Origin of the sequence: Pseudomonas sp. B21-036, from assembly GCF_024748925.1 — a bacterium.
In the GTDB taxonomy this organism is placed as follows: Bacteria; Pseudomonadota; Gammaproteobacteria; order Pseudomonadales; family Pseudomonadaceae; genus Aquipseudomonas; species Aquipseudomonas palmensis.
This window is the reverse complement of sequence record NZ_CP087178.1, coordinates 1,189,392-1,214,222: the sequence shown is the minus strand read 5'-3', so window position 1 is coordinate 1,214,222 and position 24,831 is coordinate 1,189,392. Positions and strand designations below refer to the sequence as shown.

The following is a 24,831-nucleotide window of genomic DNA, read 5'->3' as shown; positions in this document are numbered from 1 at the left end:
ATGCAGGAGTTATTGAGAATGAATGGAAAAAGGGATGATTTTTCAAACGGGGTGAAAATTGAGCTTGCTGGCAGAGTTGGCTGGATATGTTCATTCCCCAATTGCGGTCAATCCACCTCAGGGCCATCTCATGACTCTCCCGAAAAAATGATCAAAAATGGGACGGCGGCGCATATAACTGCAGCCGCCCCTGGCGGCCCTCGATATGACCCATCGCTGACGCCTGAACAGCGTCGGTCAATCGAAAATGGCATATGGATGTGCCCCCGCCACGGATCTTTGATAGATAAGGACAGCGCCTACTCCACTTCTGATATTAAGGCATGGAAAAATCATGCAGAGAACATCGCCAGGAGAAATTTGGAGTATGGGCCGACTTCTCAAGTCGCAAATTTTTCCGCGCTATACTCCCCAAAAGATCTAAAAATACTGTCAGCTTATAGTGGAATTTTTACTTGGGCCGTTATTGAGAGAATTAGAGGTGAGTTATTTGGAAGCAAAGTCAGTCACGATGTCACCAACCCTCTAGATGCGGCATTGGGAATGGAGAACAATCCAGCTTATGTCTTTCAAAACACAACCCTCGAGGAATTGAGAAGAACTCTAAATTCAAGAATATGGAACTTCTACCGCCATTTCTCTCAGCAAAGCGGAGGAATGATTGGTTACTACGACTATATTGATATACATGAATGCACTCGACGAGATCCAAATAGAAGAGCGTACTGGGAAAATGAAATATACAAAACACAAGTTCTGGCAAGATTGATTTGCGAGCCTGCTCTAGAGCTGCTCAAAATCAAAGAAAATAATAGTTAGCATGAAACTACTGCACGGCAAACGAAACCCATAGCGCCACAGGAAAAATGTGTGAGGGATTGAATCTGAGCGGTCATGACGAAGCGCGACCCGTAAAGCCCAGCAGAGCTGAGCCGACATGCCAAAAAACATTCAGCACCAGGCACCATATGCCTTTCGGAATCAGTGTCAGCGCAAAGCGGAAAAAATCTCAACGGGATAAATGATGACTCAAACACTTTGCCCATATGCCCTGACGCCGCTCACATCGGGAGAAAGCAACGATGAGCACATACTTCCCGTCGCCCTGGGGGCTCCACCCAGCTTCACGGTTCGAGCGCTAGCCGCTGAAAACAGTCGGATGAACGACCTCATCGACGAGCCGACAGTCAACGATCCGATGGTTCGTTTCCTGGCTATGTCTCAGGGAGTTGTCTCCAGGTCTGGCAGCGTCAAAGCAGCCGCAGATGGAACTGTTCACGGCAGCAGCGAGCATGTGAGAGCTACGTTCTCGCAGAACGGCCTGGATCTGAAGTTTCATCAGCCAGTGGACACCGATAGCGAGGGGCGTGTGATTGGTGTCCGCGGCTTTGGTGATGCCGCCAGACAGATGGCAAACCAAATCGCGGCTAACTACGCAAAGAAGGGCGTCGCCGTCGAACTTGGAGCAGAAGTAAGCCAGGAGAAGCCTCAACTGAACATGCGGCTGATCGCCGACATGATCATGATCCGGCGGCAACTGTTCAAGATCGCCTATCTCACGACCGTGAGAATCTTCGGTGACGAGGCAATCACAGGACCAAGTGGCCAGCAGCTTCGGGCTGCAATGATGGCCGAAAGTGATGAGGCCTTGGCTAGCACCAAGATTGCCGGGGCTGCGTTCCAGCCGCTTCCGCCTGGGTTTGCTCGGTCTGCAAGACACACTGAACATGCTATTACTTGCGCTTTCATGCCCAGCGTTGGTGTGGTGACTTCCGTTGATCTCTTTGGGTGCTTCACCCTATTTTCAGTAACACCTGCAACTGGAATCTCTGCCGATGAAGGAACTGGCGAGGTGGTCATGATTGATGCTTCCAGCTCTAAGCTCACGAGCAGCCCATATCTAGAGGCGCTGCCAAGCGTAGTGGCGGCCTCCTTCCAAGGCTGACACCCTCTAAACGCAGCTGCTTGAGCTACTGCGAAGGCGGCGGCTTTCCTATTCGGCTGTTGGCCTTAAATACCGTGTGCGGCAACTGCCGAGTAAGGATTTGCTTTTAACCGCGCCTAGGGCGGAACGACCTGGGCGCGGCGCTGATCGGATTACTCCTTCATCTTGATGCACCACCACACGGCACTTGACCCCGTGCCGTGTGGTGGCCTGAGTGTCGCTAAGGTCGGCGCAGTTTGACCAGTTCAAGAGCTAGCGCGTCGCGCCGGCGGCATAGCTTGCCTCCATGTGCCGGCGGCGCCGGCCAGCATACGCGACGATACGTTGGCGAGCTTCAGGCTTCAGGTAGCGGTACACCACCAGCGGAGTGACACTAAAATCTGCGGCAATGACCTCAATGGGTTGACCTTCGGCCACCAGCCATCACGTCGTGGTGTTCGCCGTCAACGGTGGCGGTGACGATCAGGTTTTGCAGCAGGCCGACAGCTGAATGCTGGCGGCAAGACATGCGAGGGGACTTGTGCACGTTACGGCCTGTGAGGCGTGACACCAGTCGGGACAGCGGCATTAGAATCAAGTTCATGCTCGGGCCGACGGCTTCCAGCAGCACGGCAGACGCGGAGCTGGCGTGGATAGCTTGGGCTTCGGTGTGGTTGATGGCCTTCATGGTTGAACTCCTAGCGATGATGGAATGCAGCAGCGAATGACGCGGCAAGGGTTGCTGCCTGCCCCTGCCGCGCAGGGGAATTAGGCTTTTAACTGGCGCAGGCCATCGGCCAGCAGCCACAGAGCACGATTGAGGCGAATATCGGAATCGATGCCCTGCACCGGGCGGGTCTTCTGGCGACGACCGTTGGCGCTGCGGCCGGACAAACCGCCTTTGGTAAGGTTCTCTTGAGTGCGATTGAACACGCTCCACAAGTCCGGGCGGCGGTCATCGAAGCGGCGTGGCATCAGGATTTGCGATTCGGTGATGGGTGCGGGCTTGTCGGGGTCGTCGTATTTGAGCGACAGCGCGGCGCGAGCGAACACTTCAGCTTCGCCTTCATCCAGCGTGATGGCCTGCATGGATTCGCGGGATTCCAGCGCACGGTCAAAACCGTGCAACACCTGATATGCGCCTTCGATGACTTGCCCCGCGACGTCGCCCTTATGCGGCACACGTACATCGGCCACTGTATCGCCACACACCAGCCCATTGCTGCACACGAAACGGAACATCCCGGCCAGCATCTGGTAGCTGCTGGTGCCATCGTGTGAGTTCAGCAGGATGATTTCGCTGGCTTCATCTCGGGCATTGATCTGGCTGGCGTGACGCAGGCGGATCATGTGCTTGGTGTAGTCGCGCCGGTCTTCGTGGCGGGTGCGGGTCTGCGTCACCATGAAAGGCTGAAACCCTTCCTTGCGCAGTTCGGTCAGCACCGTGGCGGTGGGAATATAGGCGTAACGCGGGGAACGGCTTTCGTGGGGCGCTTCCGCAAAGATGGACGGGGCTACGCGGTGAATCTGATCATCGGACAGCGGGGAATCGCTGCGCAGTACCGGGGAACGGGAAGCGAAACGGGATGCGAGTTGCATGGTCTTTCTCCTGACGAAAAGGGTTTGCTGTTCAAACCGCACACCGGATTCCTAGATTCGGAGCCCAGCCTTTCGGCTGTTCGGTGCGGTTGGCGCGAGGAACCCGGTTGGCCCTGTTGCCACCGTCTTTCCTGAGTTCATCGCCCGCGACGGTCAGGAGCGCGCGGACAGGTGCCGTCCAGGAGGCAAGCGCAGGGTTGGTGCGGCCCGCAGGCGCAGCCGAGGACACGGCCCTGCGCGCCTTGACGGCGCACGGCCGCGGGCTACAGTCGCGGACAAGGTGATGAGGTCAGGGAAGACGGCTGGACATAGCAACGGCCGCCCCCGTGTGCCAAACCGCACGCAAGCGAAGCGCGCAGGCCCGAAGCTGGAAGCCGGGCCGGAGGCGTCAGCCAAGCGGAGCGAGGGAACGACGGAAGCCCGTAGGGGCGAGACGCCGCAGGCGGCTTGATGCGCTAAGCGCACGACAGCGCGACCGGCCAAGGTTCTAGGCCGGGGACGCCCATGCTTGCTAGACAAGGCCTAATAATGACGTTGCCTCAGGAGCCATGCCAAGCTGCCCCACCGGGGTCGGCGCTCACTACAACCTCGCGGCAGAAAGTGTGAGAACCATCACTATTCTCGTAACAGTGAGCATCCATTACGGTACGCTAGCCACAGATACCGCTAATCAAAGGGAGTGGGTATGGCATCTGCAAGACAGGACTTTGAACGTTTCGTGCGATGGGTTTACCAGCCGGATAGGCAAGTTCCCGGCGATGTGCGCCGCCTCGCAACTTTGGCCCTTGCTCACTTTGACGAATTGGCGGGAACCTCGCGCCAACGAAGCCAGCGCTCCACCTTTCTGGTCAGCCTAATGCGGCGAGAGTTTGGCGGTACGGCTGAGGCACCGCCAGACGACGTCGCCGAAGCAAACGCCGGCGTCTGGCCATGGGTCAGCTTGCGTCATCTGACACTTGGTCCATTTCGGGGATTTCGAGCACCTGAGCCCTTCGACCTGACAAAGCAAATCATCCTTTTCTACGGCCCCAATGGCAGCGGAAAAACCAGCCTTTGCGAAGGACTGGAGTATGCCCTTCTTGGGGATGTAGAAGAAGCTGGCAACAAACGCATTGCGGCCAGGACGTATCTGGGGAATGTTCACGCCAGACGATTCGATCCGCCAGTCCTGAAGGCCACGGATCAACAAGGACGCGAGGTCGACGTTGCTGCAAACCTCGACACCTATCGCTTCTGCTTCATAGAAAAAAACCGAATCGACGCATTCTCAAGAATCGCTGCCCGGCCCAATGCTCAGCGAGCCGAACTGATTGCCACACTCTTTGGCATGGATCAGTTCAATGAATTCGTAGGCCACTTCAACGAGAGTATCGACGGACAGCTTGTCCTGGTCAGCGAGCGGCAAACTGCCTTGACGATTCGCCGTAACGCGCTGGTGGCAGACCAAGCGACCGTTGACGGCGAAGCTGCCTCCCAGCAGGTATTGGACGAAGAGGAATCCTCTCTGGCCAAGGAGTATGAAGTTGAACTCACTTATCAAGGCCTGAAGGGCCTGATTGGTACCGGGGAAGCGCCGGGACGCCTCCAAGAGCTTGATGACAAGCTGGGAGCGGTTCCACCGAATGTTCTTGGCGTCACACGCCAACGTCTCCAGGAAGCTTTCGCTGAGGCACACCAATGCTCCCAGGAGCTTAATGCGATCCTCGATGCTCTTAGGGCCAAGAGCGACCAAGTTTCCTTCAAGGCACTGTACAACTCTGTTCTCGCCTTGCAGCAGAATGTGGGAGATTACTGCCCAGCTTGCGACACGCCACTGACCGGTGAAGTTCGTGTTGCTGCAGATCCGTTTAAGAAAGCGGCCGACGGCTTGCAGCAGCTTGAAGAGCTGGGCGCCCTACAAGATCAACAGCAGACCATCGAGGTAAAACTTGGCCAAGCATCTCGCGCGTTGCGGCAGATGTTCTCCCCCCTCAGTACGTTCATAACTGCTCATCAAGAAGAGGAATCAGCGATCGGCCGTTGGGCTCTGCAGCTCCCTGCAGAGCCTGCCGGTCGCTGGTGGACAGACATCTACCCCCAGGCACCTGCAGACCCGCGCAGATTGCCTTCGCTGGATGAGATCCTCGCAGTGGTAGACCGCATGACAGCGCAAGATGAGGCCTCAAGAACGGCTCAGCGGGATCGTCAACCGCACATCGACGAGCGTCGGCGACTCAACGAGTTCCAGCTAAAGGTGCAAGCGCAAGATCTCAAGCGGCAACAACTGCAAGCGGATATCGAAGCGGCGCGCAACCGCATCAAGGCGTTTGACGAAACAAACGCAGGGTTGATCGCACAAGCGGAGCAGGAGAAGCTAGATATCACCCGCGACACCCCTTACAAGACAGCCTACGACAGATTTCTCGAAGCTCTTAGGTCTTATAGGGATCAGCTCCCTGGTCAGCTAATGGCTGGGTTGAATGACGCCGCCAGAGATCTCTATAACGCATTCAATCGCAATGATCGCGAAGAGGACAAGTTATCAGCACTGCATCTGCCTTTGACCGGCGATGAAAAGATCGAAATCAGTTTCCGGGGAAATCCTGGGGTCCGAGTCGATGCACTCCACGTTCTGAGCGAAGGACATATACGTTGTCTCGGTCTTGCCATTCTGATGAGCAAGGCGAAGAGCATCGGCTGCCCAGTTATCGTTTTCGACGATGCCATCAATGCTATCGACCATGACCATCGTGGCGGAATCCGGGAGGCGATCTTTGAGAGCGACAATTTCGCTCAAATCCAATTGATCGTCACCTGTCACAGCAACGAGTTCATCAAAGACATTCAACAACACCTGCCGGCCCAGCGCAGGAACGCATGCCAGGTCTACCTGCTACGACATCACGATGGCAACTATCAACCGAGAGTTACCGGCAATGTACCGAGCGCGAACTACATCGCCAAAGCTAGGGCAGCAAGGGAAGCGCTCAATGATCGAGATGCGCTCGCTGCTTCGCGCCAAGCCTTGGAGATGCTGGGCGAGAAAACTTGGCGCTGGCTTGGAAGCCATGATCAGGGCGTGTTGAATCTCATGCTGGTTGGCGTTGGCGCCGAGCCTGCATTGAGAAATCTATGCGAAGCGTTGGTCAAGAAATTGCGAGATGCCCAGACCTTCAACCATGCGAACAAACAGCCCCTCCTCGCTGCGTATGGCCGTATTTTGGGCATTCCGGTCAACAATCTTGTCTGGACATACCTCAACAAAGGCACTCATGAGGAGGCTGACCGCGATGACTTTGACGGGGAGCTTGTGGAGTCCGTCGTCCAAACACTTGAGGAGCTAGACCGCCTCGATCTACGAAGCGGACGCTAGCAATTGTTGCTGCACGTCTAGTCTCGACTGGACGTAGCAGTTAACTTCAACCCAAGGGGACGCCGGGACGCTCAAATCTCAATAGATGCCGCCCCACTCTAACTGAAGGAGCTGCTGCCTGAGCAGCTAACAGTAGTGCCGGTCGTTGAGCGATGACACTCCGGACACTACATCTGACTTTGTGTCGTAGCGCACTGCTGAAATGTCATGGATGACCAACGACTCACGCTTCAATCTCAAAGCGGGATGCACAGAACGGTTTTCACGCCATGGAACCTCACGCTCCTTGAACAGAATCGAAGGACTAAACCATCGGCCCGGGCCATCTTCTTCATATTCCCACAGTGAGATATCGGCCGTCGCTTGAGATCCATCTGCGTCGATGACTTCGCAAGCCTTGCGAAAGAGAACCACGTTGTCGCCTTCCGCTCGCTCGCCAGGACGGCGCGCCTGAGCTGATGGATAAATGACGCCATCAACATTCAACGTGGTATGAGCAGCTAGATAGTCTGCCACCGCCTGAGTGACCAGATAGTCGCGATCCTGCAACTCAGGAACCACTAGTGCCGACAGGCGCTCACCGAGTGTCTTGAGAAAATCTCGACGTTGCGCCGCAGCGCGAGTCGCACTGTCAAACAAGCTGGCCCCATTCCTAAGTTCCACACCGGACAGCCGCCGAAGATCCAGCAACCGTAATGGGCGAACAACTTCAAATGCAGCAAGTGCAACCCTGCTGCCCACTGGAGGGCGCACTTCGGCGATGCATATCTCAGGACTAGTAGCACCATAGAAGGCAGGTTGACCTTTTCCATTCATGCGGCCAGCGGCGCCGACCCCTGGGGCGGGTGAGCCCAAAAAGCGCTCTGGCCAGCTAAGGGCAGACGCCAAGGATTCATCTGTCTGGAACACACGACCACGGTAAAGCGCTTCTAATGGAGCATCAGGTCCAGCCAGTATGACCATCGACTGCCCTTCGTTATCGCGGTCATCGGCGATCTCGCCAAAAATCCTGTCAAGCAGCTCAGTCGCTTTCGGATTGAAGAAGCGAACCTCAGAATGCAGGCTTTCCTCCATCTCCCTCCAAGCGTGCCCTAACGTCTCGGCCATGGATGGCCTGCGAACAAACCAAGGGTCGTCATCGCCGTATCGAGACTCTCCCGAATCGGCGTCAAACCAGAGCTCTCCCAGATAATCCACGATGATCTCAACAGCGGCCTGCGGCGTTTGAGTCAATTGTGAAATCGTCTCCTGCAAGTCCAGACCAGCGGGAGTCCGGCCAAAATGCACGACGGCAATCGTGTGACTAGATTCTTCGAAGAACGTATCAATGACCTCGTCGCACAAGTTGGCCACCATCCAAAGATCAGCAGACCGCAGACCTTCGTCACAATATTCGCACGGGTTTTCAGGCGTTGCAGTCTCGTCAATCAAACGCCGCAAATACGGCTCACCTACGCAGTTCGCACAAATAAAGCTCATACGAAAACCCTATTCGAGGTCCACATTAAACGGCGCGTATACCGACCGGAACATTGTCAGAACCTTGTACCTAGCAGCATCCAACTGATCAGCGCTGCGTTTAGAGAGCTCAAAGGTCGGGCAGTCGGGCTCGCCACAGCCGCAAGGCTTTATTTCACCCGCCCTCAGACCGGCCACGAAGATACGACGCAGATCATCGACATGGCGGACGACCTTCTCCAGCGTCGTTCGGATGCCCCTATCCTTAAGATTGTGGACCGAAGGGATGCGTCTGATCTCATCGCCGTTGCGAGTTCGCCATACACCGGTATTGAGTGCGCCGATGGTATCTTCGATCGCCTGCTGAAAAGCAGGTAGGGAGCTTTCCTGATGGAACGGCGTGCGGAAAGCAGGCCGGTCGAATACGGCCGCCATCAGCTGTAGCGCATCTGCATCCGAGAGATCGGGAAAGTCATCAATGAACTTGCGGATGTCGGCCTCGGCATCAGGAAACTCGACCCCTTGGACGAAACGATGCAATAGGTACTCTGCACGAAGCCGCAAATTTTCCTCGAACTCCACCCCCGACCAGATCGTCACTTGGGCAACTCCCAGGGATGCCGCGACTTGCTCAATCCGGCCTCTACTTGCGTCCGAAACGGCGCCCCGAGAAACAAACTTAAAGGCATCGGGTATCCCGCCTGCCGCCTTAACCGCTTTGGTCATGTCGCTTGTGGCTTTCGCCAATGTCAGCGTATCCTGGTTCGCACATTGGATGATGGTCTTGCGCGCTGGCTGGTCATCGAACGCTTCAATACCCGTGATGTCCCGCCCCTGGTCGCTGCCAGACTGGCCGCGCCAAATCAAATCGCGCCATCCAGCACGCAAATGGTACGCAAAGACGAGACGCTCGAACTGGATGCCACTGAAATCTTCAAAATGAATTGGAGAAACCGTTACCGTCGCCATGTCCCTGCCCTTTGATAGTTAGTTGCTCTTCAATACGCCTGATTGCGCTCCAACGAGTTTCGCCGATAGCCAACGAAAGCCACCATTGCTACGTGGTTTGCGACATCAACACTCATGGAGTGCGATATGGAAAACACACCTTTGCCCAGAATGGAGGGACCCCAGGGATCCACTGACCCCGTAGCAACTCCCCTGCCCGGTTCGACTGCCTACCAGGAACTACCGCAGTTTCCGAAATCCGGTGTTTTACCTTTCCGCCGCACCATCCGCCGTCAGGAGCTTCGGCAAATCGTTCCTTTGGCTGAAACGACGATCTACGAAATGGAGCGCCGCGGCGAATTCCCATGTCGCTTCAACCTGACGCCCCGCTGCGTCGTGTGGGACCTGGTCGAAGTGGAGGCGTGGATTGAGGAACGCAAACAAGCACCTCGCAGCAGCAGCTCGAAACCGGATGTCCACCTACGAAAAACCCGCCCTGTTCGGGCGGGTTCAAGCGAGTGATGAAGACGGCGATACGCCTTATCCAACCAAGGCCTGCAGCTTCTCGGACGCCGAGCGCGGCAACCGCTGGCCTTCCTTTGCCACGTTGACCTGCAGGGCCACCCGCGCCACATCCAGCACGTCTTTGGCCAGCGAATAGCTGCCCTTGGCCTGCAGCCAGGCCAGCACGTCCGCTAGATGCCAAATCGACGCACTCCCCTCATGCACGGGCGTGGGGAAGCTTCCCGGATGCGCCAGCATGAGCTTGCGCATGTTCTGCCGGGAAACACCCACGATGTCGGCCACGTCGGTGAGTCCGACCAGATCGGGGGCAACTTCGATCAGCTTGGCCGACGGTACGGCACTGCGCACGGCCGCCAACGCACTGCGCACGGCAGCGTCTGCGTCGGCCGCCTCGCGGGTGAACTCCAGCGCCAGCCGCCCCGGCTGGCCGATGCCTACCAAAGCATCGTCGCACCCGGCGTCGCCCAGGCGATCAACCAGCACGTCAGGGTCGCGGTCGTCGTCGGCAAGCTGGTACTTCAAGGTAAAGGTATATTCCATCGCGCTACTCCTTGGCATCGTCGCCAGCCTCGCGTTGCTTGCGATGCGTGATGCAGTTGTCCACGACACGCCGCAAGGCGCGGGCATGGTTGCCGGGGTTCTTCGGCGTACTCCATACTGACGTGATGCAGAACTCGCCGCATCGGCACTCCTCGTCGTTATACGGACAGTAAATCCGCCCCCAAGCGTGGCTGCCGCCGACCTCGACGCGCCAGCCCTGCCCTTCTGCATGCCTGAGAGCGTCCTCGACCTCTTTCTTGGAATGAGAGGAACGGGCCATTAGTGATCTCCAGTATGGGGATCTCTAGCATGGTTGTCAAGTGACAACCATGCCACTCCGTCCAGCGCGCTCAGCGCCGGCACGACCAGTTTTCTCGGCATTAGCACCGGCATGTAGGTTTGCCCGCCTCCCCAGGCTTCGACCAGATTTGCCCACTCTTGTAGCATGTGGCGCCGCTGCTCGGCATATTCGGCCTTGTTATAGACCGAGCGCGAAGAACGTCCGTCCTCGTGGGCCAGGCACTTCTCGATCCAGTCGCGGTTGAAGCCGATTTCGTTCAACAGCGTCGAGCCGGTGCGGCGCAGATCATGGACAGTGAATGGCTGTAGCGGCATCCCTTTGGTTTTCGCGGCCTGTACCACAAGCTGCGTGACCCGATTCAAGGTCGCATTTGACATGCACCGCTCGGCATCGTAACGAGACGGAAAGACGAACCTTGAGCCTGCAGCGCAGGCGTGCAGCGTGACGAAGATGTCGAGCGCCTGGCTCGACAGATAGACCACATGCGGATTGCGCCCTTTCATCCGCTGCTTCGGAATCGTCCAGGTTGCGCACTCGAAATTGACCTCATCCCAGGTGGCCTGGATCAGTTCACTCTTTCGCACCAGCGTCAGCAGAATCAGGCGCAAGGCGAGTCTGATGGTCGGATAGGTCGCCACCGATTCCAGGTGCTGGATCATCAGACGGATTTCCAGCGGCGACAAGGCACGATCCTTCGGCACGAAGGTGGCGATCGAAGCCGCCTTTACGCTGTCAGCGGGGTTTTCAACCTTTTCACCGTGGACAATGGCGTAGATATAGACCTGCTTTACGATGTCGCGAATCTGGACGGCGGTGGCCGGCGCCCCACGCTCCTTGACCTTGTTGCAGAGGGCCCGCAGGTCTTCGGCCTGGACCTCAGTCAGTAGACGATTGCGAAAAACAGGCAGGATGTCTCGATCGATGATGTGCTTGCGCATGGCACGGGTGCTATCGGCCAATCGTGCATTGGCCAGCCATGCCTCCATCGCCGCACCGAAAGTCTTGATGGCGACAACCCGGCGTTTCTCGCGTTGCTTCTCAAGCGCGGGGGATGAGCCTGCCTGAACGGACTTGCGTGCATCCAGGAGCAGTTCGCGCGCCATCGCCAGCGAGATACCCCCCGGGCCGTAGCGTCCGAGGGTCAGTGTCTCGCGACGGCCGTGGAGACGGTAGTCGTAGCGGAAGGTGACGGTACCGCTGGGCGATACCGTTACGTACATCCCGTCCCGGTCAGACACCTTATAAATCTTGGACTTAGGCTTGAGATTTCGCAGAGCAGTGTCGGTGAGCATCGAGGATTTCCTCCGGTTTTTTGACGGCTTGTACCGTCAGGGACCTGGAGACCAGCTGATGCCCGGAAAGCCGCGTAAAACAAGCTTTCCCGAGAAGGCTTTTACCGTCAAAGACGGTAAAAGTCTCAATAGTGAACGAGAGTGTCTTAATCCGGCCTCGATTCTTACCGCCAACGCTACCGTCAACCTGTTTTGCTAGCCGGCGATAGCTACCGATAGATGCCGTGACGTTTTCCCATAACGGATCAATACGTTACGACGATCTTTCAATAGCTGGCGATAGTCCTCGAAGGACCCGATTTCACTCCCACTCGATCGTCGCAGGCGGCTTGCTCGATACGTCGTAGGTGACGCGCGAGATGCCTTCGATCTCGTTGATGATGCGGCCGCTGACGGTTTCCAGCAGTTCGTATGGCAGGTGCGCCCAACGCGCGGTCATGAAGTCGATGGTCTCGACCGCACGCAGCGCCACCACCCAGGCGTAACGACGGCCGTCACCGACCACGCCCACCGATTTCACCGGCTGGAATACCACGAAGGCCTGGCTGACCTTGTGGTACCAGTCGGCCTTGCGCAGCTCTTCGATGAAGATGTGGTCGGCACGACGCAGCAGGTCGGCGTATTCCTTCTTCACTTCACCCAGGATGCGCACACCCAGGCCCGGACCCGGGAACGGGTGACGGTAGACCATGTCGTACGGCAGGCCCAGCTCCAGGCCCAGACGACGGACTTCGTCCTTGAACAGTTCGCGCAGGGGCTCGACCAGCTTGAGGTTCATTTCCTCCGGCAGGCCACCGACGTTGTGGTGCGACTTGATCACGTGGGCCTTGCCGCTCTTGGCACCGGCCGACTCGATCACGTCGGGGTAGATAGTGCCCTGGGCCAGGTACTTGATGTTGTGCAGCTTGTTCGACTCGGCATCGAACACGTCGATGAAGGTACGACCAATGATCTTGCGCTTCTTCTCGGGGTCCGCTTCGCCGGCCAGGTTGTTCAGGAACTGGTCCTCGGCGTTGGCACGGATCACCTTGACGCCCATGTTCTCGGCGAACATGGCCATCACCTGCTCGCCTTCGTGCAGGCGCAGCAGACCGTTGTCGACGAACACGCAGGTCAGCTGGTCACCGATGGCCTTGTGCAGCAGCGCCGCAACCACCGAGGAGTCCACGCCGCCGGACAGGCCCAGCAGCACGTTGTCGGTGCCGACCTGGGCGCGCACCTGGGCAATTGCGTCTTCGGCGATCTTCGACGGGGTCCACAGTGCTTCGCAGCCGCAGATGTCGAGGATGAAGCGCGACAGGATGCGACCGCCCTGCTTGGTGTGGGTCACTTCCGGGTGGAACTGCACGCCGTAGTAGCCGCGATCATCGTTGAACATGCCAGCGATCGGGCAGCTTGGGGTGCTGGCCAGGATGTGGAAGTCTTCCGGGATGCGGGTGACCTTGTCACCGTGGCTCATCCACACGTCCAGGCCGAATACGCCGTCAGCGTCGACGTGGTCTTCGATGCCGTCGAGCAGGCGGCTCTTGCCGACCACATCGACACGGGCGTAGCCGAACTCGCGCAGCTCGGAACCTTCAACCTTGCCGCCCAGTTGCTCGGCCATGGTCTGCATGCCGTAGCAGATACCGAATACCGGTACGCCCAGGTCCCATACGGCCTGTGGCGCGCGCGGGCTGTCGGCTTCGTGCACCGACTCGGGGCCGCCGGCGAGGATGATCCCGCGGGGAGCGAATTCGCGAATCGCCTCGTCGTCCATGTCGAACGGGTGCAGTTCGCAGTACACGCCGATTTCGCGCACGCGGCGGGCGATCAGCTGGGTGTACTGGGAACCGAAGTCGAGGATCAGGATACGGTGAGCGTGAATGTCGAGGGCCATGACTCAATCTCGTCAGTGGTAATCGGAAACGACGCGGGGCTGTCGTGAACAGCCCCGCTTACAGGTATTGCCAGGAGCATCAACCTACGCGGTAGTTTGGCGCTTCCTTGGTGATCTGCACGTCATGCACGTGGGATTCGGCCATGCCGGCACCGGTGATGCGCACGAACTCGGGCTTGGTACGCATTTCTTCGATGTTGGCGCTGCCGGTGTAACCCATCGAGGAACGCAAGCCACCCATCAGCTGGTGGATGATCGCGGTCAGGGTGCCCTTGTATGGCACGCGACCTTCGATACCTTCCGGTACCAGCTTCTCGGCACCGGCCGAGGAGTCCTGGAAATAGCGGTCCGAGGAACCCTGGGCCTGGGACATCGCACCCAGCGAGCCCATGCCGCGGTAGGCCTTGTAGGAACGACCCTGGAACAGCTCGATCTCGCCCGGGGCCTCTTCGGTACCGGCGAACATCGAACCCATCATCACGGCGCTGGCGCCGGCGACGATGGCCTTGGACAGGTCACCGGAGAAGCGGATGCCACCGTCGGCGATCAGCGGTACGCCGGTGCCTTCCAGCGCGGCAGCCACATTGGCGATGGCGCTGATCTGCGGCACGCCGACGCCAGCGACGATACGGGTGGTGCAGATCGAGCCAGGGCCGATACCGACCTTGACCGCGTCGGCGCCGGCTTCGGCCAGGGCCTTGGCGGCTGCGCCGGTGGCGATGTTGCCGCCGATCACCTGTACGTCGGGGAAGTTCTGCTTGACCCAGCGCACGCGGTCAATAACGCCCTTGGAGTGGCCGTGGGCGGTGTCGACCACCACCACGTCGACGCCGGCAGCAACCAGTGCGGTCACACGGTCGCCGGTGTCCTTGCCGGTACCCACTGCAGCACCGACGCGCAGGCGACCCTGGTCGTCCTTGCTGGCCAGCGGGTAGGCCTTGGCTTTCTCGATGTCGTTGACGGTCATCATGCCCTTGAGGGCGAACTTGTCGTCGACGATCAGTACGCGCTCGATGCGGTGCTTGTGCAGCAGCTCGCGGGCCTCGTTCTTGTCGGCGCCTTCGCTGACCGTGACCAGACGCTCTTTGGGCGTCATCACTTCACGCACGGTGGCGTCGAGGCGGTTTTCGAAGCGCACGTCACGGGAGGTGACGATGCCGACCAGGTCGCCGTTGTGCAGCACCGGCACGCCGGAGATGTTGTGCAGGCGGGTCAGTTCGAACAGGTCGCGTACGGTGGCGTCGGCCTCGATGGTGATCGGGTCCTTGACCACGCCGGCCTCGAACTTCTTGACCTTGCGCACTTCGGCAGCCTGCTGCTCGATGGTCATGTTCTTGTGGATGATGCCGATGCCGCCTTCCTGGGCCATGGCAATGGCCAGACGGGCTTCGGTCACGGTGTCCATGGCGGCGGAAACCAGTGGAATATTCAGCTCGATGCCACGGGTCAAACGGGTCTTGAGACTGACTTCGTTAGGTAGCACCTCGGAGTAACCGGGTACTAGGAGAATGTCGTCGAAGGTCAGGGCTTCTTGGCTGATACGCAGCATCGCGGGGGCTCCCGGGCGGGAAAATGGAAGCGCGCCATTATACTCATGCGCGCCGTCTGACTCAATGTAAAGATGGGCCTTCGGTCAGTTGTCTTGCAGCTTTACCTGCACCACTGCCACCGGCTGGTCGAGCCAGTCGGCAAAGGCATCGATGAAAGACGGCTTGAAACCGGCCTCGCCCCAGTTGTTGAAGATGAACCCCAGGTTGGAAAAGGCACAGGGCTGCAGGTAAAGAAAGCCGTTGATGTCGTCTTCATGGCCGCAGCGCGGGCAGGTGAAGTTGTCGCTGATGCCGGGCATCCACTCCTCCAGGCTGGCGAACAGCTCCACCCCCACTTCCCGGCGGCACTCGGCGCAGCCGGCTTCTTCGAGAAAGCCTTCGGTGGGCGTATAGATGCAGCGCTTGTAGATGACTTCCAGGCCATTGACGGGCTGGCCGTACGGTAGCAACTGCGGCCGCTCGACCACCTTGCGCGCCCCCTCGGCGATGGCATAACCCATGCGGTTGCCAGTGCGCCCGCAGGTGCTGAGCTGTTCCTCGATCACCTTTTCGCGTACCAGCCAGCGCAGGATCGCGCGGGCGCGCGGCTCGTGCACCGGCACGGTGGAGATCTTGGGGACGATGATGCTCTGGAATGTCATGAAGGCGGCCGAACAGGTTAAAGGTGCCAGTTTACCTCACTCAGGTAGCGCGCGATCAGCGCGATGCCGCTGGCCAGCACCAGCCAGGTGACCAGCCGCACGAAGGTTTCGCGGGACATCTTCAGGGTCAGCCGGCGCCCCACCCACAGGCCGGCGAACATCATCGGCAGCAGGCACAGGGCAAGCAGCAGCAACGGCAGGTCGGCGTATACCCCGGCAATCAGGAACAGGCTCAGGCGCACCACGGTGCTGCAACTGATCAGCGCGCTCTGGGTCGCGCGCACCTGCTCCTTGGCGTCGAGCCGGGCATTGAGGTAGATGGCATAGAGGAAGCCGCCGCTGCCGAACAGCGCACCGAACAGGCCGCCGGTGATGCCCATCGGCACCGACCAGCCGGCATTCAGGCGCGCCGGCTTGACCTTCACCGCCAGGCTGTAGAGCGCATAGGCGCTGATGAACAGGCCCATCAGCAACAGCAGCAGGTCGGACTCGAGGTTGAGCAGGAACACCACGCCCAGGGTGCAGCCGATGGCCATGCACGGCAGCAGGCGCAGCAGTTCGCCGCGCACCACGGCCTTGCGCGCCGGCAGCCAGTTGCCGAAGGCGGCGACGAAGTCCAGCAGCACCAGCAACGGGATGATGCGCGACAGCGGCATGAAGTTGATCAGGACCGGCCCGGCGACCAGCGCGGTGCCGAAGCCGGCGATGCCGAACACGATGTAGGCGACGCCGATGCCAAGCAGTATCGGCAGCCATTGGAGCGCAGTGAAAGGGAGCGAGTCGAGCAGTGTGGAGAGCATGGTGTATGCCTGAGTCGTGAGTGAGGCAGCGTTCAGACGAACTTTAGCCATTGGCCAGCCATGCCGACTAATATGCAATTGCGCCATCAGCCATCTCGAAAAGGCATCCTTCATGATCTCCACCCGACAGTTACGCTACTTCGTCGAGATTGCCGAGTCCGGCAGTTTCAGTGCTGCCGCCGAGCGCCTGTTCGTCGCGCAGTCGGCGCTGAGCCGGCAGATAAAGGAGCTGGAGAGTCAGCTGGCCACCCCGCTGTTCGAACGCACCGCCCGCCAGCCGCGCCTGACCGCAGCGGGCCTGGCGTTTCTGCCGCGGGCCCGCAACCTGCTGGGCGAGCTGGAAAAGGCCTGCCGCCTGGCCACCGAAATCGGTCAGGGCCTGCGCGGCAGCCTGCGCCTGAGCCATTCGAGCACGGTGCCGCTGACCGGCGCGCTGCTGGATCGGCTCACGGGCTACCTGCAGCACAACCCCGGCGTGTCGATGGACATCGCGCAGCTATCTTCCGAGGCGCAACTGGAGGAACTGGCCGAAGGTCGCCTGGAGTTCGGCCTGCTGCGCCTGCCGGTGCTGCGCCAGCACGAAGGGCTGTGCGTGCAGCCGCTGTTCGACGAACCGCTGCTGCTGGCGGTGGCCGCAGACCACCCGCTGGCCGATGAGCCCAGCGTGTACCTGGCGCAGTTACGCGACGAGGCGTTCATTTCCATCCCGCACCGCCAGCGCGGTGGCTTGAGCTACCTGTCGGCCGAGCTGTGCATGCGTGAAGGGTTCTTCCCTCGGGCTGCGCGGGTGGTGTCGCGCAAGACCACGCAGTTGCAGTTGATCCAGGCCGGGTTCGGGGTGGCCTTGCTGCCACGGTGCATGCGCGATATCGCGCCGGCGGCGCTGCGCTTCGTGCCGCTGGCCGACGCGGGGTGCGTGAGTTCGGTGGCGCTGGCCTATCGACGCGATGCCGGGCCGTTGGTGCATCAGTTTGTGGAGCACATGCAGGGCTGAGCCGGCAACGTCGGCTCCTGCAAGAGACCGCGCATGACCTGTAGGAGCCGGCAAGCAGCGCCGCCACCTGCCGGGACTGCAAAGACCGCACGATTCCCTTTATGATGCCCCGCATGATCAGAGACCCTTTCGAAAGACTCGGCCTGGACCGCGAGGTCCTTACCGTCAGCCAGCTCAACGGCCGCGCCCGCGTGCTGCTCGAGGACGTGTTCAGCAACATCTGGGTCGAGGGCGAAATCTCCAACCTCGCCCGGCCCGCCTCCGGCCACGTCTACTTCACCCTCAAGGACAGCGGCGCCCAGGTGCGCTGTGCACTGTTTCGCAACAACGCCGCCCGCGTGCGCCAGGCATTGCGCGACGGCCTGGCGGTCAAGGTGCGTGGCAAGGTCTCGCTGTTCGAGGGGCGCGGCGACTATCAGCTGATCCTCGACACCGTCGAACCGGCCGGTGACGGCGCCCTGCGCCTGGCCTTCGACGCGCTCAAGGAAAAGCTCGGCAACGAGGGCCTGTTCAGCAGTGAACGCAAGCGCGCCCTGCCCGCCCACCCGCAGCGTATCGGCATCGTCAGCTCGCCCACCGGCGCGGTGATCCGCGACATCATCAGCGTGTTCCGCCGCCGCGCCCCGCAGGTGGAGCTGACCCTGATACCCACCGCCGTGCAGGGCCGCGAAGCCATCAACCAGATCGTGCGGGCCCTGCAACGCGCCGATGCGCAAGGCTTCGACGCGCTGATCCTGGCCCGTGGCGGCGGCTCGCTGGAAGACCTCTGGTGCTTCAACGAAGAAGCCGTGGCCCGTGCCATCGCCGCCTGCGTCACGCCCATCGTCAGCGCCGTGGGGCATGAAACCGACGTGTCGATCAGCGACTTCGTCGCCGACGTGCGCGCCCCCACCCCTTCGGCCGCCGCCGAACTGCTGGCCCCCGACAGCAGCGACCTGGGCCGACGCCTGGAAAGCCTGCAACGCCGCCTGCTGCTGCGCATCCAGAACCGCCTGGCCCATGACCGGCTGCGCCTGGACAGCCTGGCGCGGCGTCTGCGCCACCCCGGCGAACGCCTGCGCCAGCAGGCCCAGCGCCTCGACGACCTGGACATGCGCCTGCGCCGCGCCTTCGAGCAGCGCCTGAACCAGCGCCGCGAACGCCTGGCACGCCTGGATACCCGCTTGGCCGCGCAGCACCCCGGGCGTGCCCTGGCGCTGCTCAAGCAACACCTGGACAACCTCGCCGAGCGCCTGCCGCGAGCCATGCGCCAGACCCTCGCCACCCGCCGCCAGCACCTGCAGGTGCAGGTGCAGACACTGCAGGTGGTCAGCCCGCTGGCTACCCTCAGCCGTGGCTACAGCATCCTGCTCGACGAGCGCGGCCAGGCCATCCGCAGCGCCGCGCAGACCCGCAACGGCCAGCGCCTGACCGCCCGCCTGGGCGAAGGCGAGCTGCAGGTGCGGGTCGAAGACAACCACCTGACCCCGGTCACGCTCTCTCTACTGGACTGACTCATGCCCCGACTGTTTGCCCCGCTGCTCGTCCTCTGCCTGGCCTTCGCCGGCAGCGCCCAGGCCAGCTACATCACCCGCCAGTTGAACAAGCCGGTGCCCGGCGGCGTCGCGGTGGTCGACCTCGGCCCCGCCGCCCAGGCCCCTCAGGCGCGCTTCGACGGCAAGCCGGTGCTGGTGGTACGCGAGCAGGACACCTGGCTGGCCATTGTCGGCCTGCCGCTGACCCAGAAGCCCGGCACCGCCAGCCTGACCCAGGGCGAGCGCACCCTGAGCTTCACGGTCGCCAGCAAGAAGTACCCCGAGCAGCGCATCACCCTGAAGAACCAGCGCCAGGTCAACCCCAACCCGGCCGACCTCAAGCGCATCGACGCCGAGCTGGCCGAGCAGCTCAAGGCCTACCGCAGCTTCAGCCCCAACCTGCCGAGCAACCTGCTCCTCGACAAGCCGGTCAACGGCCCGCTGTCGAGCAAGTTCGGCGTGCGCCGCTTCTTCAACGGCGAGGAACGCAACCCGCATGCCGGCCTGGACTTCGCCGTGCCCGCCGGCACCCCGATCAAGACCCCGGCCAACGGCAAGGTGATCCTGATCGGCAACTACTTCTTCAACGGCAACACCGTGTTCGTCGACCACGGCCAGGGCTTCATCAGCATGTTCTGCCATATGTCGAAGATCGACGTGAAACCCGGCCAGCAACTGAGCCGTGGCGCCATCGTCGGACGGGTGGGCTCCACCGGCCGCGCCACCGGGCCGCACATGCACTGGAACGTCAGCCTGAACGACGCACGGGTCGATCCGGCGATCTTCATCGGGGCCTTCCAGCCCTGATCAGCGTCTTGCGCCAATCAAAAAGACCGCGCAACTGGCGCGGTCTTTTTGATTGGTCGGCGCTATAAAATCACGACATTCTTCAGTTTTTAAGCATTCCTCTCAATTTTTTTGCAGTGCTTGCCATCGTTCACCCCACTGGTTAGGGTTGAACCCATGAAAACCACGCACACCCTCATCCTGCTTCGCCAACATCGCAGCCTTTGCCTGGTCAGTGCCCGACTACCAAGCTGAATCGCGTCGCCTCGCCCATTCATCACTTGTACGTTCGGCGGGCCCCTTTCAAGGCCGCACAATAAGGATTGCTTTCATGACCATGCTCAAAGACCCTTCGAAAAAATACCGTGCCTTCGCTCAGGTAAACCTGCCTGACCGCACCTGGCCCTCGAAGACCATCACAGCCGCGCCGATCTGGTGCAGCTCGGACCTTCGCGACGGCAACCAGTCGCTGATCGAGCCGATGGATGCGGTCAAGAAGCTGCGCTTCTGGAAGACCCTGGTCAGCGTGGGCGTGAAAGAAATCGAGGCCTCCTTCCCATCGGCCTCGCAAACCGACTTCGACTTCGTGCGCACCCTGATCGAAGACGGCCACATCCCGGACGACACCACCATCCAGGTGCTGACCCAGGCCCGTGAAGACCTGATCGCACGTACCTTCGAATCGCTGCGCGGGGCCAAGAAGGCCATCGTGCACCTGTACAACGCCACCTGCCCGGCATTCCGCCGCATTGTCTTCAACCAGGACAAGCAGGGCGTCAAGGACATCGCGGTGAACGCGGCCAAGCTGTTCGTCAAGTACGCCGCCCAGCAGCCGGAAACCCACTGGACGTTCCAGTACTCGCCAGAGACCTTCAGCGCTACCGAACTGGAGTTCGCCAAGGAAGTCTGCGACGCGGTGATCGAGGTGTGGAACCCGACCCCCGAACACAAGGTGATCCTCAACCTGCCAGCCACCGTGGAAGTTTCCACCCCGAACATCTATGCCGACCAGATCGAGTGGTTCGGGCGCAACGTGTCGCGCCGTGACAGCGTGATCATCAGCCTGCACACCCACAACGACCGTGGCACCGGCGTGGCTGCCACCGAGCTGGGCCTGATGGCCGGCGCCGACCGTGTCGAAGGCTGCCTGTTCGGCAACGGCGAGCGTACCGGCAACGTCGACCTGGTGACCCTGGCCCTGAACCTCTACACCCAGGGCGTGGACCCTGAGCTGGACTTTTCCGACATCGACGGCGTGCGCAAGGTGGTCGAAGAGTGCAACCAGATCCCGGTACACCCGCGTCATCCGTATGTGGGCGACCTGGTGCACACCGCGTTCTCCGGCTCGCACCAGGATGCGATCCGCAAGGGCTTCACCCAGCAGAAAGAAGACACCCTGTGGGAAGTACCGTACCTGCCGATCGACCCGGCCGACATCGGCCGCAGCTACGAGGCGGTGATCCGCGTCAACAGCCAGTCGGGCAAGGGTGGCATCACCTACCTGCTCGAACAGGAATACGGCATCAGCCTGCCGCGCCGCATGCAGATCGAGTTCAGCCAGGTGGTACAGGGCGAGACCGACCGCCTGGGCCTGGAAATGACCGCCCAGCAGATCTACAAGCTGTTGCAGAGCGAGTACCTGCAAGCCAACGCCCCGTATGCGCTGGTCAGCCATCGCCTGCAGGAAGAGAACGGCCACAGCGCCGTGGAAGTGGAAGTGGCCGGTGAAGGCGAAACCACCCTGCACTGGCGCGGCAAGGGCAACGGCGCCCTCGAGGCCCTGGTGGCCGGCCTGCCGGTAGCCGTGGAAATCATGGACTACAACGAGCACGCCATCGGTGCCGGCACCCACGCCAAGGCGGCGGCCTACATCGAACTGCGCGTGGCTGGCGGTCGTCCGGTGCACGGCGTGGGTATCGATGAAAACATCACCACCGCCAGCTTCAAGGCGCTGTTCAGCGCACTGAACCGCTCGCTGAGCCAGCAGGCTGCTAAGGCGGCGTAAACGCCAACTGACACGCTGCTGCATGCAATGCCCGCCTCTGATACGGAGGCGGGCATTTTTTTTGGTTGTGCGAAAGCCTGCGGGGCGCTGGCGTGCTCGGTATACTGCCGGCCTCATTATTTTTGCCACACCTGTAAGGACACTCAATGAGCCACTACCTGGAACGGGCACTCACCAGCCTGCGCACCATCGGCATCAACTTCATCCAGCCCGTTCAGGATGCCCCGGTTCTGGTACTGCTGGACCGCGTGGCCCACTACGACACCACCAAGGTCACCTCCATCGCCACCGTGCTGCAGCAGGCCACCAGCTTCAACAGCATGGTGCGCGAGCAGATCGAAGGCATGGACATCTCCACGCGCTTCATGGACATCACGCAGAGCTTCACCTCCATCCGCGAGGACGCCGCCGCCATGGCCGGCTGGATGGATGACGGGCGCCTGGACGCGATGGAAAAGATCAAGCTGACCTGGATGAACGTGCGTCGCGGCTCCATCCCCAGCCGCTTTGCCGATATCCGCGAAAACTACCTGAAGGTGTGCAAGTCGGCCAACGACCAGATCGCCCGCGAGAGCGTGATCCTGGAGTCATACATGGACTTTCGCATGGCCATGAAAGCCGCCGAGGTGGAAGCCCAGCAGGTGCTGGCCATCGCTGGCGAGGCCCTGCAGCAGCGCACCCTGGCCCTGAACGAGGCCAACGCCCGGGTCGCCGACGCCGAAAGCGCCGAGCCCGCCGCACGCGCCGCGCTGGAACTGGGCCGCGATGAAGCCGTGCGCGCCCTGCAGGACGAAGACAAGCGCTACCAGATCATCAAGGACATCGCCGATGACCTGAAGGTCGGCTACAACACCGCCGAAATGGTCTTTGCACGCATCAATCAGGTGCACGTGATCAAGGAGCGTCAATACCAGCGCATGGTGTCGTTCTTTTCCACCAACGAAGTGGTACTCACCGGGCTTGCCGTGTCGTTCACCGCCAACAGCGGCCTGGCCGAAGCCACCCACACCCTCAATGCCACCACCGACGGCATCAGCCAGGGCCTGGAGTCGCTGGGCAGCACCGGCAACCAGCAGCTCGAAGCCGCGGTCAAAGCCAGCTACGGCTCGACCATCAAGGTCGACTCGGTGCGCGCCCTGGCTGACGCCACGCTGTCGTTCCAGACCGACATGAAGCAGATGGCCGACACCTACCGCGCAGAGTCGAGCAACGCCGCCCGGGATATCGCCGAAGCTGTCGAAGAGGCCAAGCGCAAGTTCGCCGCCCTGCTGACCAAGGCCGCCTGATGAGCAGTGTTCCTCTGTCCGAACAGCTGGGCGCGATGGCGGTGGTCGACCAGCTGCGCCATCAGCAGATGCAGGTGCAGGAGCACCTGAACCTGCCGCAGCGCCGCGCTGAAGTCGCCGAGCGTATCCGCACCTACTACCAGGCCCAGGGCATCGCCTATGACGATGCACTGATCGAACAGGGTGTGCGGGCGTTCTTCGCCCGGCGCCTGGCCTTCGAGGCGCCCGAACAGACCGCACTGCAACGCCTGACCACGCGCCTGCTGCTCAACCGCAGGAAGCTCATGCGCATCCTGCAACTGATCGTCGTCGCGCTGCTGGCCGTACAGTGCACCCGGGTGGTGAACGACACCGCCAAGACCTCCAAGGTGCAGGACAACGTCCGTACGGCCGAGTATCGCAGCAGCGATCTGAGCGCCGACCTTGCGCAGCACCAGTCGCGCCTCGATGCGTTGCAGCAAGCCGTCGCGCAACAGCCCGAGCCCGCGGTCACACGCCTGCTGGGGCCGCTTGCCGAGCGGCTGACGCAGGTTCAGACACTGCTGACGCACCGACCGTGGCCGCAACTGATCGACAGCGACAACCGCGACAGCGTGCAGCAAGACCTCGATACCTACGAACGCAACACCCAGTCGGCGCGCGCGCAACTGAGGCAGGCCGACAAGGGCCTGAACGACGTCCAGGCCATTATCGATGCCCGCAGCCGCCTGCAGGCCGTACTGCACAACCCGGCGTTCACCGCAGGCGCCAAGCGTTTCGGGGTGATGGCGCAGCAGGCCCGGGTGGCCGACCAGGCCATCGGCAACGCCGACACCCAGGGCATCGAGGTGGTCGACCGTGAAGTCGGTGAGCTCGAAAGCCAGCTCGATCGCATTCAGCAAGTCCAGCCGCTGATCCGGCGCCTGGACGAAATCGAGCAGCAGTTGCCCGCCCTGCGCCTGCCGCCGAACGACCTGCGGGTGGTGCGTGCCCAGGCCGCCCAGGTCGACAAGGCCATCGACGCCCTGCAGGCACGTCAGGCCAGCGACCACCTGTCGACGCTTGACAGCCTGCTGGTGTTCGCCCGTCAGGCACTGGAGCTGCGGGTGGTGGACCGCTACGGCGTCAAGTCGGGGGTCGAGCGCTGCTATGACCAGGCGCTGTGCAACCAGGGCGGTGACTCCCTGCAGGGCAAGAGCTGGTACCTGGTGGTCGAGGCCGTGGACGCCGCCGGCAACCCGATCAGCGTGCCGGTCACCAGTTCGGAAACCGGCGAATCGCGCTGGGCGTCCTACTTTGGTGTGCGGGTCAGCCAGGCCGAGTACCTCAAGGTCAAGGAAGACAAACTCAGCGACGGCCACATCGACGACCTCGCCATGGGCAGCAAGCCTGCCAACATGCTGAGCCTGAAATTCAACCAACGTGTCGCCAAACCCGACATGATCCTGGACTGGTGAT

Annotated in this window: 20 protein-coding genes and 1 pseudogene; 10 read left to right on the top strand and 11 right to left on the bottom strand. The window is 60.9% G+C overall.

What is annotated here, in order from left to right; translation table 11 throughout:
• Together LOY33_RS05350 and LOY33_RS05345 are read left to right on the top strand one after the other, a co-directional pair.
• Positions 1 to 819, top strand: coding sequence for a hypothetical protein (locus LOY33_RS05350; RefSeq protein WP_258662139.1), 819 nt, complete (start codon positions 1 to 3; stop codon positions 817 to 819).
• A gap of 340 nt (positions 820 to 1,159) precedes the next feature.
• Positions 1,160 to 1,945: a hypothetical protein gene (locus LOY33_RS05345; RefSeq protein ID WP_258662138.1), complete on the top strand. Its 786-nt coding sequence runs from the start codon at positions 1,160 to 1,162 to the stop codon at positions 1,943 to 1,945.
• Between the two features lie 406 nt (positions 1,946 to 2,351).
• On the opposite strand, the pseudogene LOY33_RS05340 reads toward LOY33_RS05345, so the two are convergent.
• A pseudogene (locus LOY33_RS05340) lies at positions 2,352 to 2,612 on the bottom strand (chromosome partitioning protein ParB); the annotation flags it as partial.
• 80 nt (positions 2,613 to 2,692) lie between these two features.
• Positions 2,693 to 3,523 carry a DUF932 domain-containing protein gene (locus LOY33_RS05335; protein WP_258662136.1) on the bottom strand — a complete coding sequence of 277 codons (831 nt, stop codon included), beginning with the start codon at positions 3,521 to 3,523 and terminating at the stop codon, positions 2,693 to 2,695.
• 685 nt (positions 3,524 to 4,208) lie between these two features.
• On the opposite strand from LOY33_RS05335, the gene LOY33_RS05330 reads away from it, so the two are divergent.
• Positions 4,209 to 6,875, top strand: a complete 2,667-nt coding sequence (locus LOY33_RS05330) for an AAA family ATPase (protein ID WP_258662135.1) — start codon at positions 4,209 to 4,211, stop codon at positions 6,873 to 6,875.
• Between the two features lie 126 nt (positions 6,876 to 7,001).
• On the opposite strand, the gene LOY33_RS05325 is transcribed toward LOY33_RS05330, so the two are convergent.
• On the bottom strand, positions 7,002 to 8,354 hold the full coding sequence (locus LOY33_RS05325; RefSeq protein WP_258662134.1) for an RES family NAD+ phosphorylase: 1,353 nt from the start codon (positions 8,352 to 8,354) through the stop codon (positions 7,002 to 7,004).
• Positions 8,355 to 8,363: 9 nt separating this feature from the next.
• Complete coding sequence (locus LOY33_RS05320) at positions 8,364 to 9,302, bottom strand: restriction endonuclease (protein WP_258662133.1); 939 nt, start codon at positions 9,300 to 9,302, stop codon at positions 8,364 to 8,366.
• A gap of 126 nt (positions 9,303 to 9,428) precedes the next feature.
• Here LOY33_RS05320 and LOY33_RS05315 point away from each other — a divergent pair, with 126 nt between their 5' ends.
• Positions 9,429 to 9,803 (top strand): AlpA family transcriptional regulator, encoded by a 375-nt coding sequence (locus tag LOY33_RS05315; RefSeq protein ID WP_258662132.1) that lies wholly within the window; start codon positions 9,429 to 9,431, stop codon positions 9,801 to 9,803.
• Positions 9,804 to 9,821: 18 nt separating this feature from the next.
• Here LOY33_RS05315 and LOY33_RS05310 read toward each other — a convergent pair whose 3' ends face one another.
• The 7 genes from LOY33_RS05310 to LOY33_RS05280 all read right to left on the bottom strand — a co-directional run bounded on the left by LOY33_RS05310 (position 9,822) and on the right by LOY33_RS05280 (position 16,809).
• Positions 9,822 to 10,346, bottom strand: a complete 525-nt coding sequence (locus LOY33_RS05310; protein WP_258662131.1) for an AlpA family transcriptional regulator — start codon at positions 10,344 to 10,346, stop codon at positions 9,822 to 9,824.
• A gap of 4 nt (positions 10,347 to 10,350) precedes the next feature.
• Positions 10,351 to 10,626, bottom strand: a complete 276-nt coding sequence (locus LOY33_RS05305; protein WP_258662130.1) for a hypothetical protein — start codon at positions 10,624 to 10,626, stop codon at positions 10,351 to 10,353.
• On the bottom strand, positions 10,626 to 11,939 hold the full coding sequence (locus LOY33_RS05300; protein ID WP_408980682.1) for a tyrosine-type recombinase/integrase: 1,314 nt from the start codon (positions 11,937 to 11,939) through the stop codon (positions 10,626 to 10,628). The genes LOY33_RS05305 and LOY33_RS05300 overlap by 1 nt, the downstream gene beginning before the upstream one ends.
• 301 nt (positions 11,940 to 12,240) lie before the next feature.
• Positions 12,241 to 13,818: a glutamine-hydrolyzing GMP synthase gene (guaA, locus tag LOY33_RS05295; protein WP_043860651.1), complete on the bottom strand. Its 1,578-nt coding sequence runs from the start codon at positions 13,816 to 13,818 to the stop codon at positions 12,241 to 12,243.
• 79 nt (positions 13,819 to 13,897) lie between these two features.
• Complete coding sequence (guaB, locus tag LOY33_RS05290) at positions 13,898 to 15,367, bottom strand: IMP dehydrogenase (RefSeq protein ID WP_043860652.1); 1,470 nt, start codon at positions 15,365 to 15,367, stop codon at positions 13,898 to 13,900.
• A gap of 84 nt (positions 15,368 to 15,451) precedes the next feature.
• Positions 15,452 to 16,009, bottom strand: coding sequence for a hypothetical protein (locus tag LOY33_RS05285; protein WP_054915068.1), 558 nt, complete (start codon positions 16,007 to 16,009; stop codon positions 15,452 to 15,454).
• 17 nt (positions 16,010 to 16,026) lie between these two features.
• Entirely contained in the window at positions 16,027 to 16,809 is a 783-nt protein-coding gene (locus LOY33_RS05280; RefSeq protein WP_408980681.1) for a TSUP family transporter, read from the bottom strand.
• 112 nt (positions 16,810 to 16,921) lie between these two features.
• On the opposite strand from LOY33_RS05280, the gene LOY33_RS05275 reads away from it, so the two are divergent.
• The 6 genes from LOY33_RS05275 to LOY33_RS05250 all read left to right on the top strand — a co-directional run bounded on the left by LOY33_RS05275 (position 16,922) and on the right by LOY33_RS05250 (position 24,830).
• Entirely contained in the window at positions 16,922 to 17,803 is an 882-nt protein-coding gene (locus tag LOY33_RS05275) for a LysR family transcriptional regulator (RefSeq protein ID WP_258662129.1), read from the top strand.
• 113 nt (positions 17,804 to 17,916) lie between these two features.
• The gene (gene xseA, locus LOY33_RS05270) at positions 17,917 to 19,296 is read left to right on the top strand and encodes an exodeoxyribonuclease VII large subunit (RefSeq protein WP_258662128.1); all 1,380 of its coding nucleotides are present in this window, start codon (positions 17,917 to 17,919) and stop codon (positions 19,294 to 19,296) included.
• A 3-nt stretch (positions 19,297 to 19,299) separates the two neighbouring features.
• Positions 19,300 to 20,124, top strand: coding sequence for a M23 family metallopeptidase (locus LOY33_RS05265; RefSeq protein WP_054915070.1), 825 nt, complete (start codon positions 19,300 to 19,302; stop codon positions 20,122 to 20,124).
• A 310-nt stretch (positions 20,125 to 20,434) separates the two neighbouring features.
• Positions 20,435 to 22,108, top strand: a complete 1,674-nt coding sequence (gene leuA, locus LOY33_RS05260) for a 2-isopropylmalate synthase (protein WP_043860402.1) — start codon at positions 20,435 to 20,437, stop codon at positions 22,106 to 22,108.
• A 146-nt stretch (positions 22,109 to 22,254) separates the two neighbouring features.
• Positions 22,255 to 23,394, top strand: a complete 1,140-nt coding sequence (locus LOY33_RS05255) for a hypothetical protein (protein ID WP_043860401.1) — start codon at positions 22,255 to 22,257, stop codon at positions 23,392 to 23,394.
• Positions 23,394 to 24,830 carry a DUF6384 family protein gene (locus LOY33_RS05250; RefSeq protein ID WP_123752944.1) on the top strand — a complete coding sequence of 479 codons (1,437 nt, stop codon included), beginning with the start codon at positions 23,394 to 23,396 and terminating at the stop codon, positions 24,828 to 24,830. Before LOY33_RS05255 ends, LOY33_RS05250 begins: the two co-directional genes overlap by 1 nt.
• The last annotated feature ends 1 nt before the right edge of the window (position 24,831 follow it).

Coding starts and splice junctions, on each gene's coding strand:
- LOY33_RS05350 (WP_258662139.1), top strand. CDS start 1: ATGCAGGAGTTATTGAGAATGAATGGAAAAAGGGATGATTTTTCAAAC.
- LOY33_RS05345 (WP_258662138.1), top strand. CDS start 1,160: ATGAACGACCTCATCGACGAGCCGACAGTCAACGATCCGATGGTTCGT.
- LOY33_RS05335 (WP_258662136.1), bottom strand. CDS start 3,523: ATGCAACTCGCATCCCGTTTCGCTTCCCGTTCCCCGGTACTGCGCAGC.
- LOY33_RS05330 (WP_258662135.1), top strand. CDS start 4,209: ATGGCATCTGCAAGACAGGACTTTGAACGTTTCGTGCGATGGGTTTAC.
- LOY33_RS05325 (WP_258662134.1), bottom strand. CDS start 8,354: ATGAGCTTTATTTGTGCGAACTGCGTAGGTGAGCCGTATTTGCGGCGT.
- LOY33_RS05320 (WP_258662133.1), bottom strand. CDS start 9,302: ATGGCGACGGTAACGGTTTCTCCAATTCATTTTGAAGATTTCAGTGGC.
- LOY33_RS05315 (WP_258662132.1), top strand. CDS start 9,429: ATGGAAAACACACCTTTGCCCAGAATGGAGGGACCCCAGGGATCCACT.
- LOY33_RS05310 (WP_258662131.1), bottom strand. CDS start 10,346: ATGGAATATACCTTTACCTTGAAGTACCAGCTTGCCGACGACGACCGC.
- LOY33_RS05305 (WP_258662130.1), bottom strand. CDS start 10,626: ATGGCCCGTTCCTCTCATTCCAAGAAAGAGGTCGAGGACGCTCTCAGG.
- LOY33_RS05300 (WP_408980682.1), bottom strand. CDS start 11,939: ATGCTCACCGACACTGCTCTGCGAAATCTCAAGCCTAAGTCCAAGATT.
- guaA (WP_043860651.1), bottom strand. CDS start 13,818: ATGGCCCTCGACATTCACGCTCACCGTATCCTGATCCTCGACTTCGGT.
- guaB (WP_043860652.1), bottom strand. CDS start 15,367: ATGCTGCGTATCAGCCAAGAAGCCCTGACCTTCGACGACATTCTCCTA.
- LOY33_RS05285 (WP_054915068.1), bottom strand. CDS start 16,009: ATGACATTCCAGAGCATCATCGTCCCCAAGATCTCCACCGTGCCGGTG.
- LOY33_RS05280 (WP_408980681.1), bottom strand. CDS start 16,809: ATGCTCTCCACACTGCTCGACTCGCTCCCTTTCACTGCGCTCCAATGG.
- LOY33_RS05275 (WP_258662129.1), top strand. CDS start 16,922: ATGATCTCCACCCGACAGTTACGCTACTTCGTCGAGATTGCCGAGTCC.
- xseA (WP_258662128.1), top strand. CDS start 17,917: ATGATCAGAGACCCTTTCGAAAGACTCGGCCTGGACCGCGAGGTCCTT.
- LOY33_RS05265 (WP_054915070.1), top strand. CDS start 19,300: ATGCCCCGACTGTTTGCCCCGCTGCTCGTCCTCTGCCTGGCCTTCGCC.
- leuA (WP_043860402.1), top strand. CDS start 20,435: ATGACCATGCTCAAAGACCCTTCGAAAAAATACCGTGCCTTCGCTCAG.
- LOY33_RS05255 (WP_043860401.1), top strand. CDS start 22,255: ATGAGCCACTACCTGGAACGGGCACTCACCAGCCTGCGCACCATCGGC.
- LOY33_RS05250 (WP_123752944.1), top strand. CDS start 23,394: ATGAGCAGTGTTCCTCTGTCCGAACAGCTGGGCGCGATGGCGGTGGTC.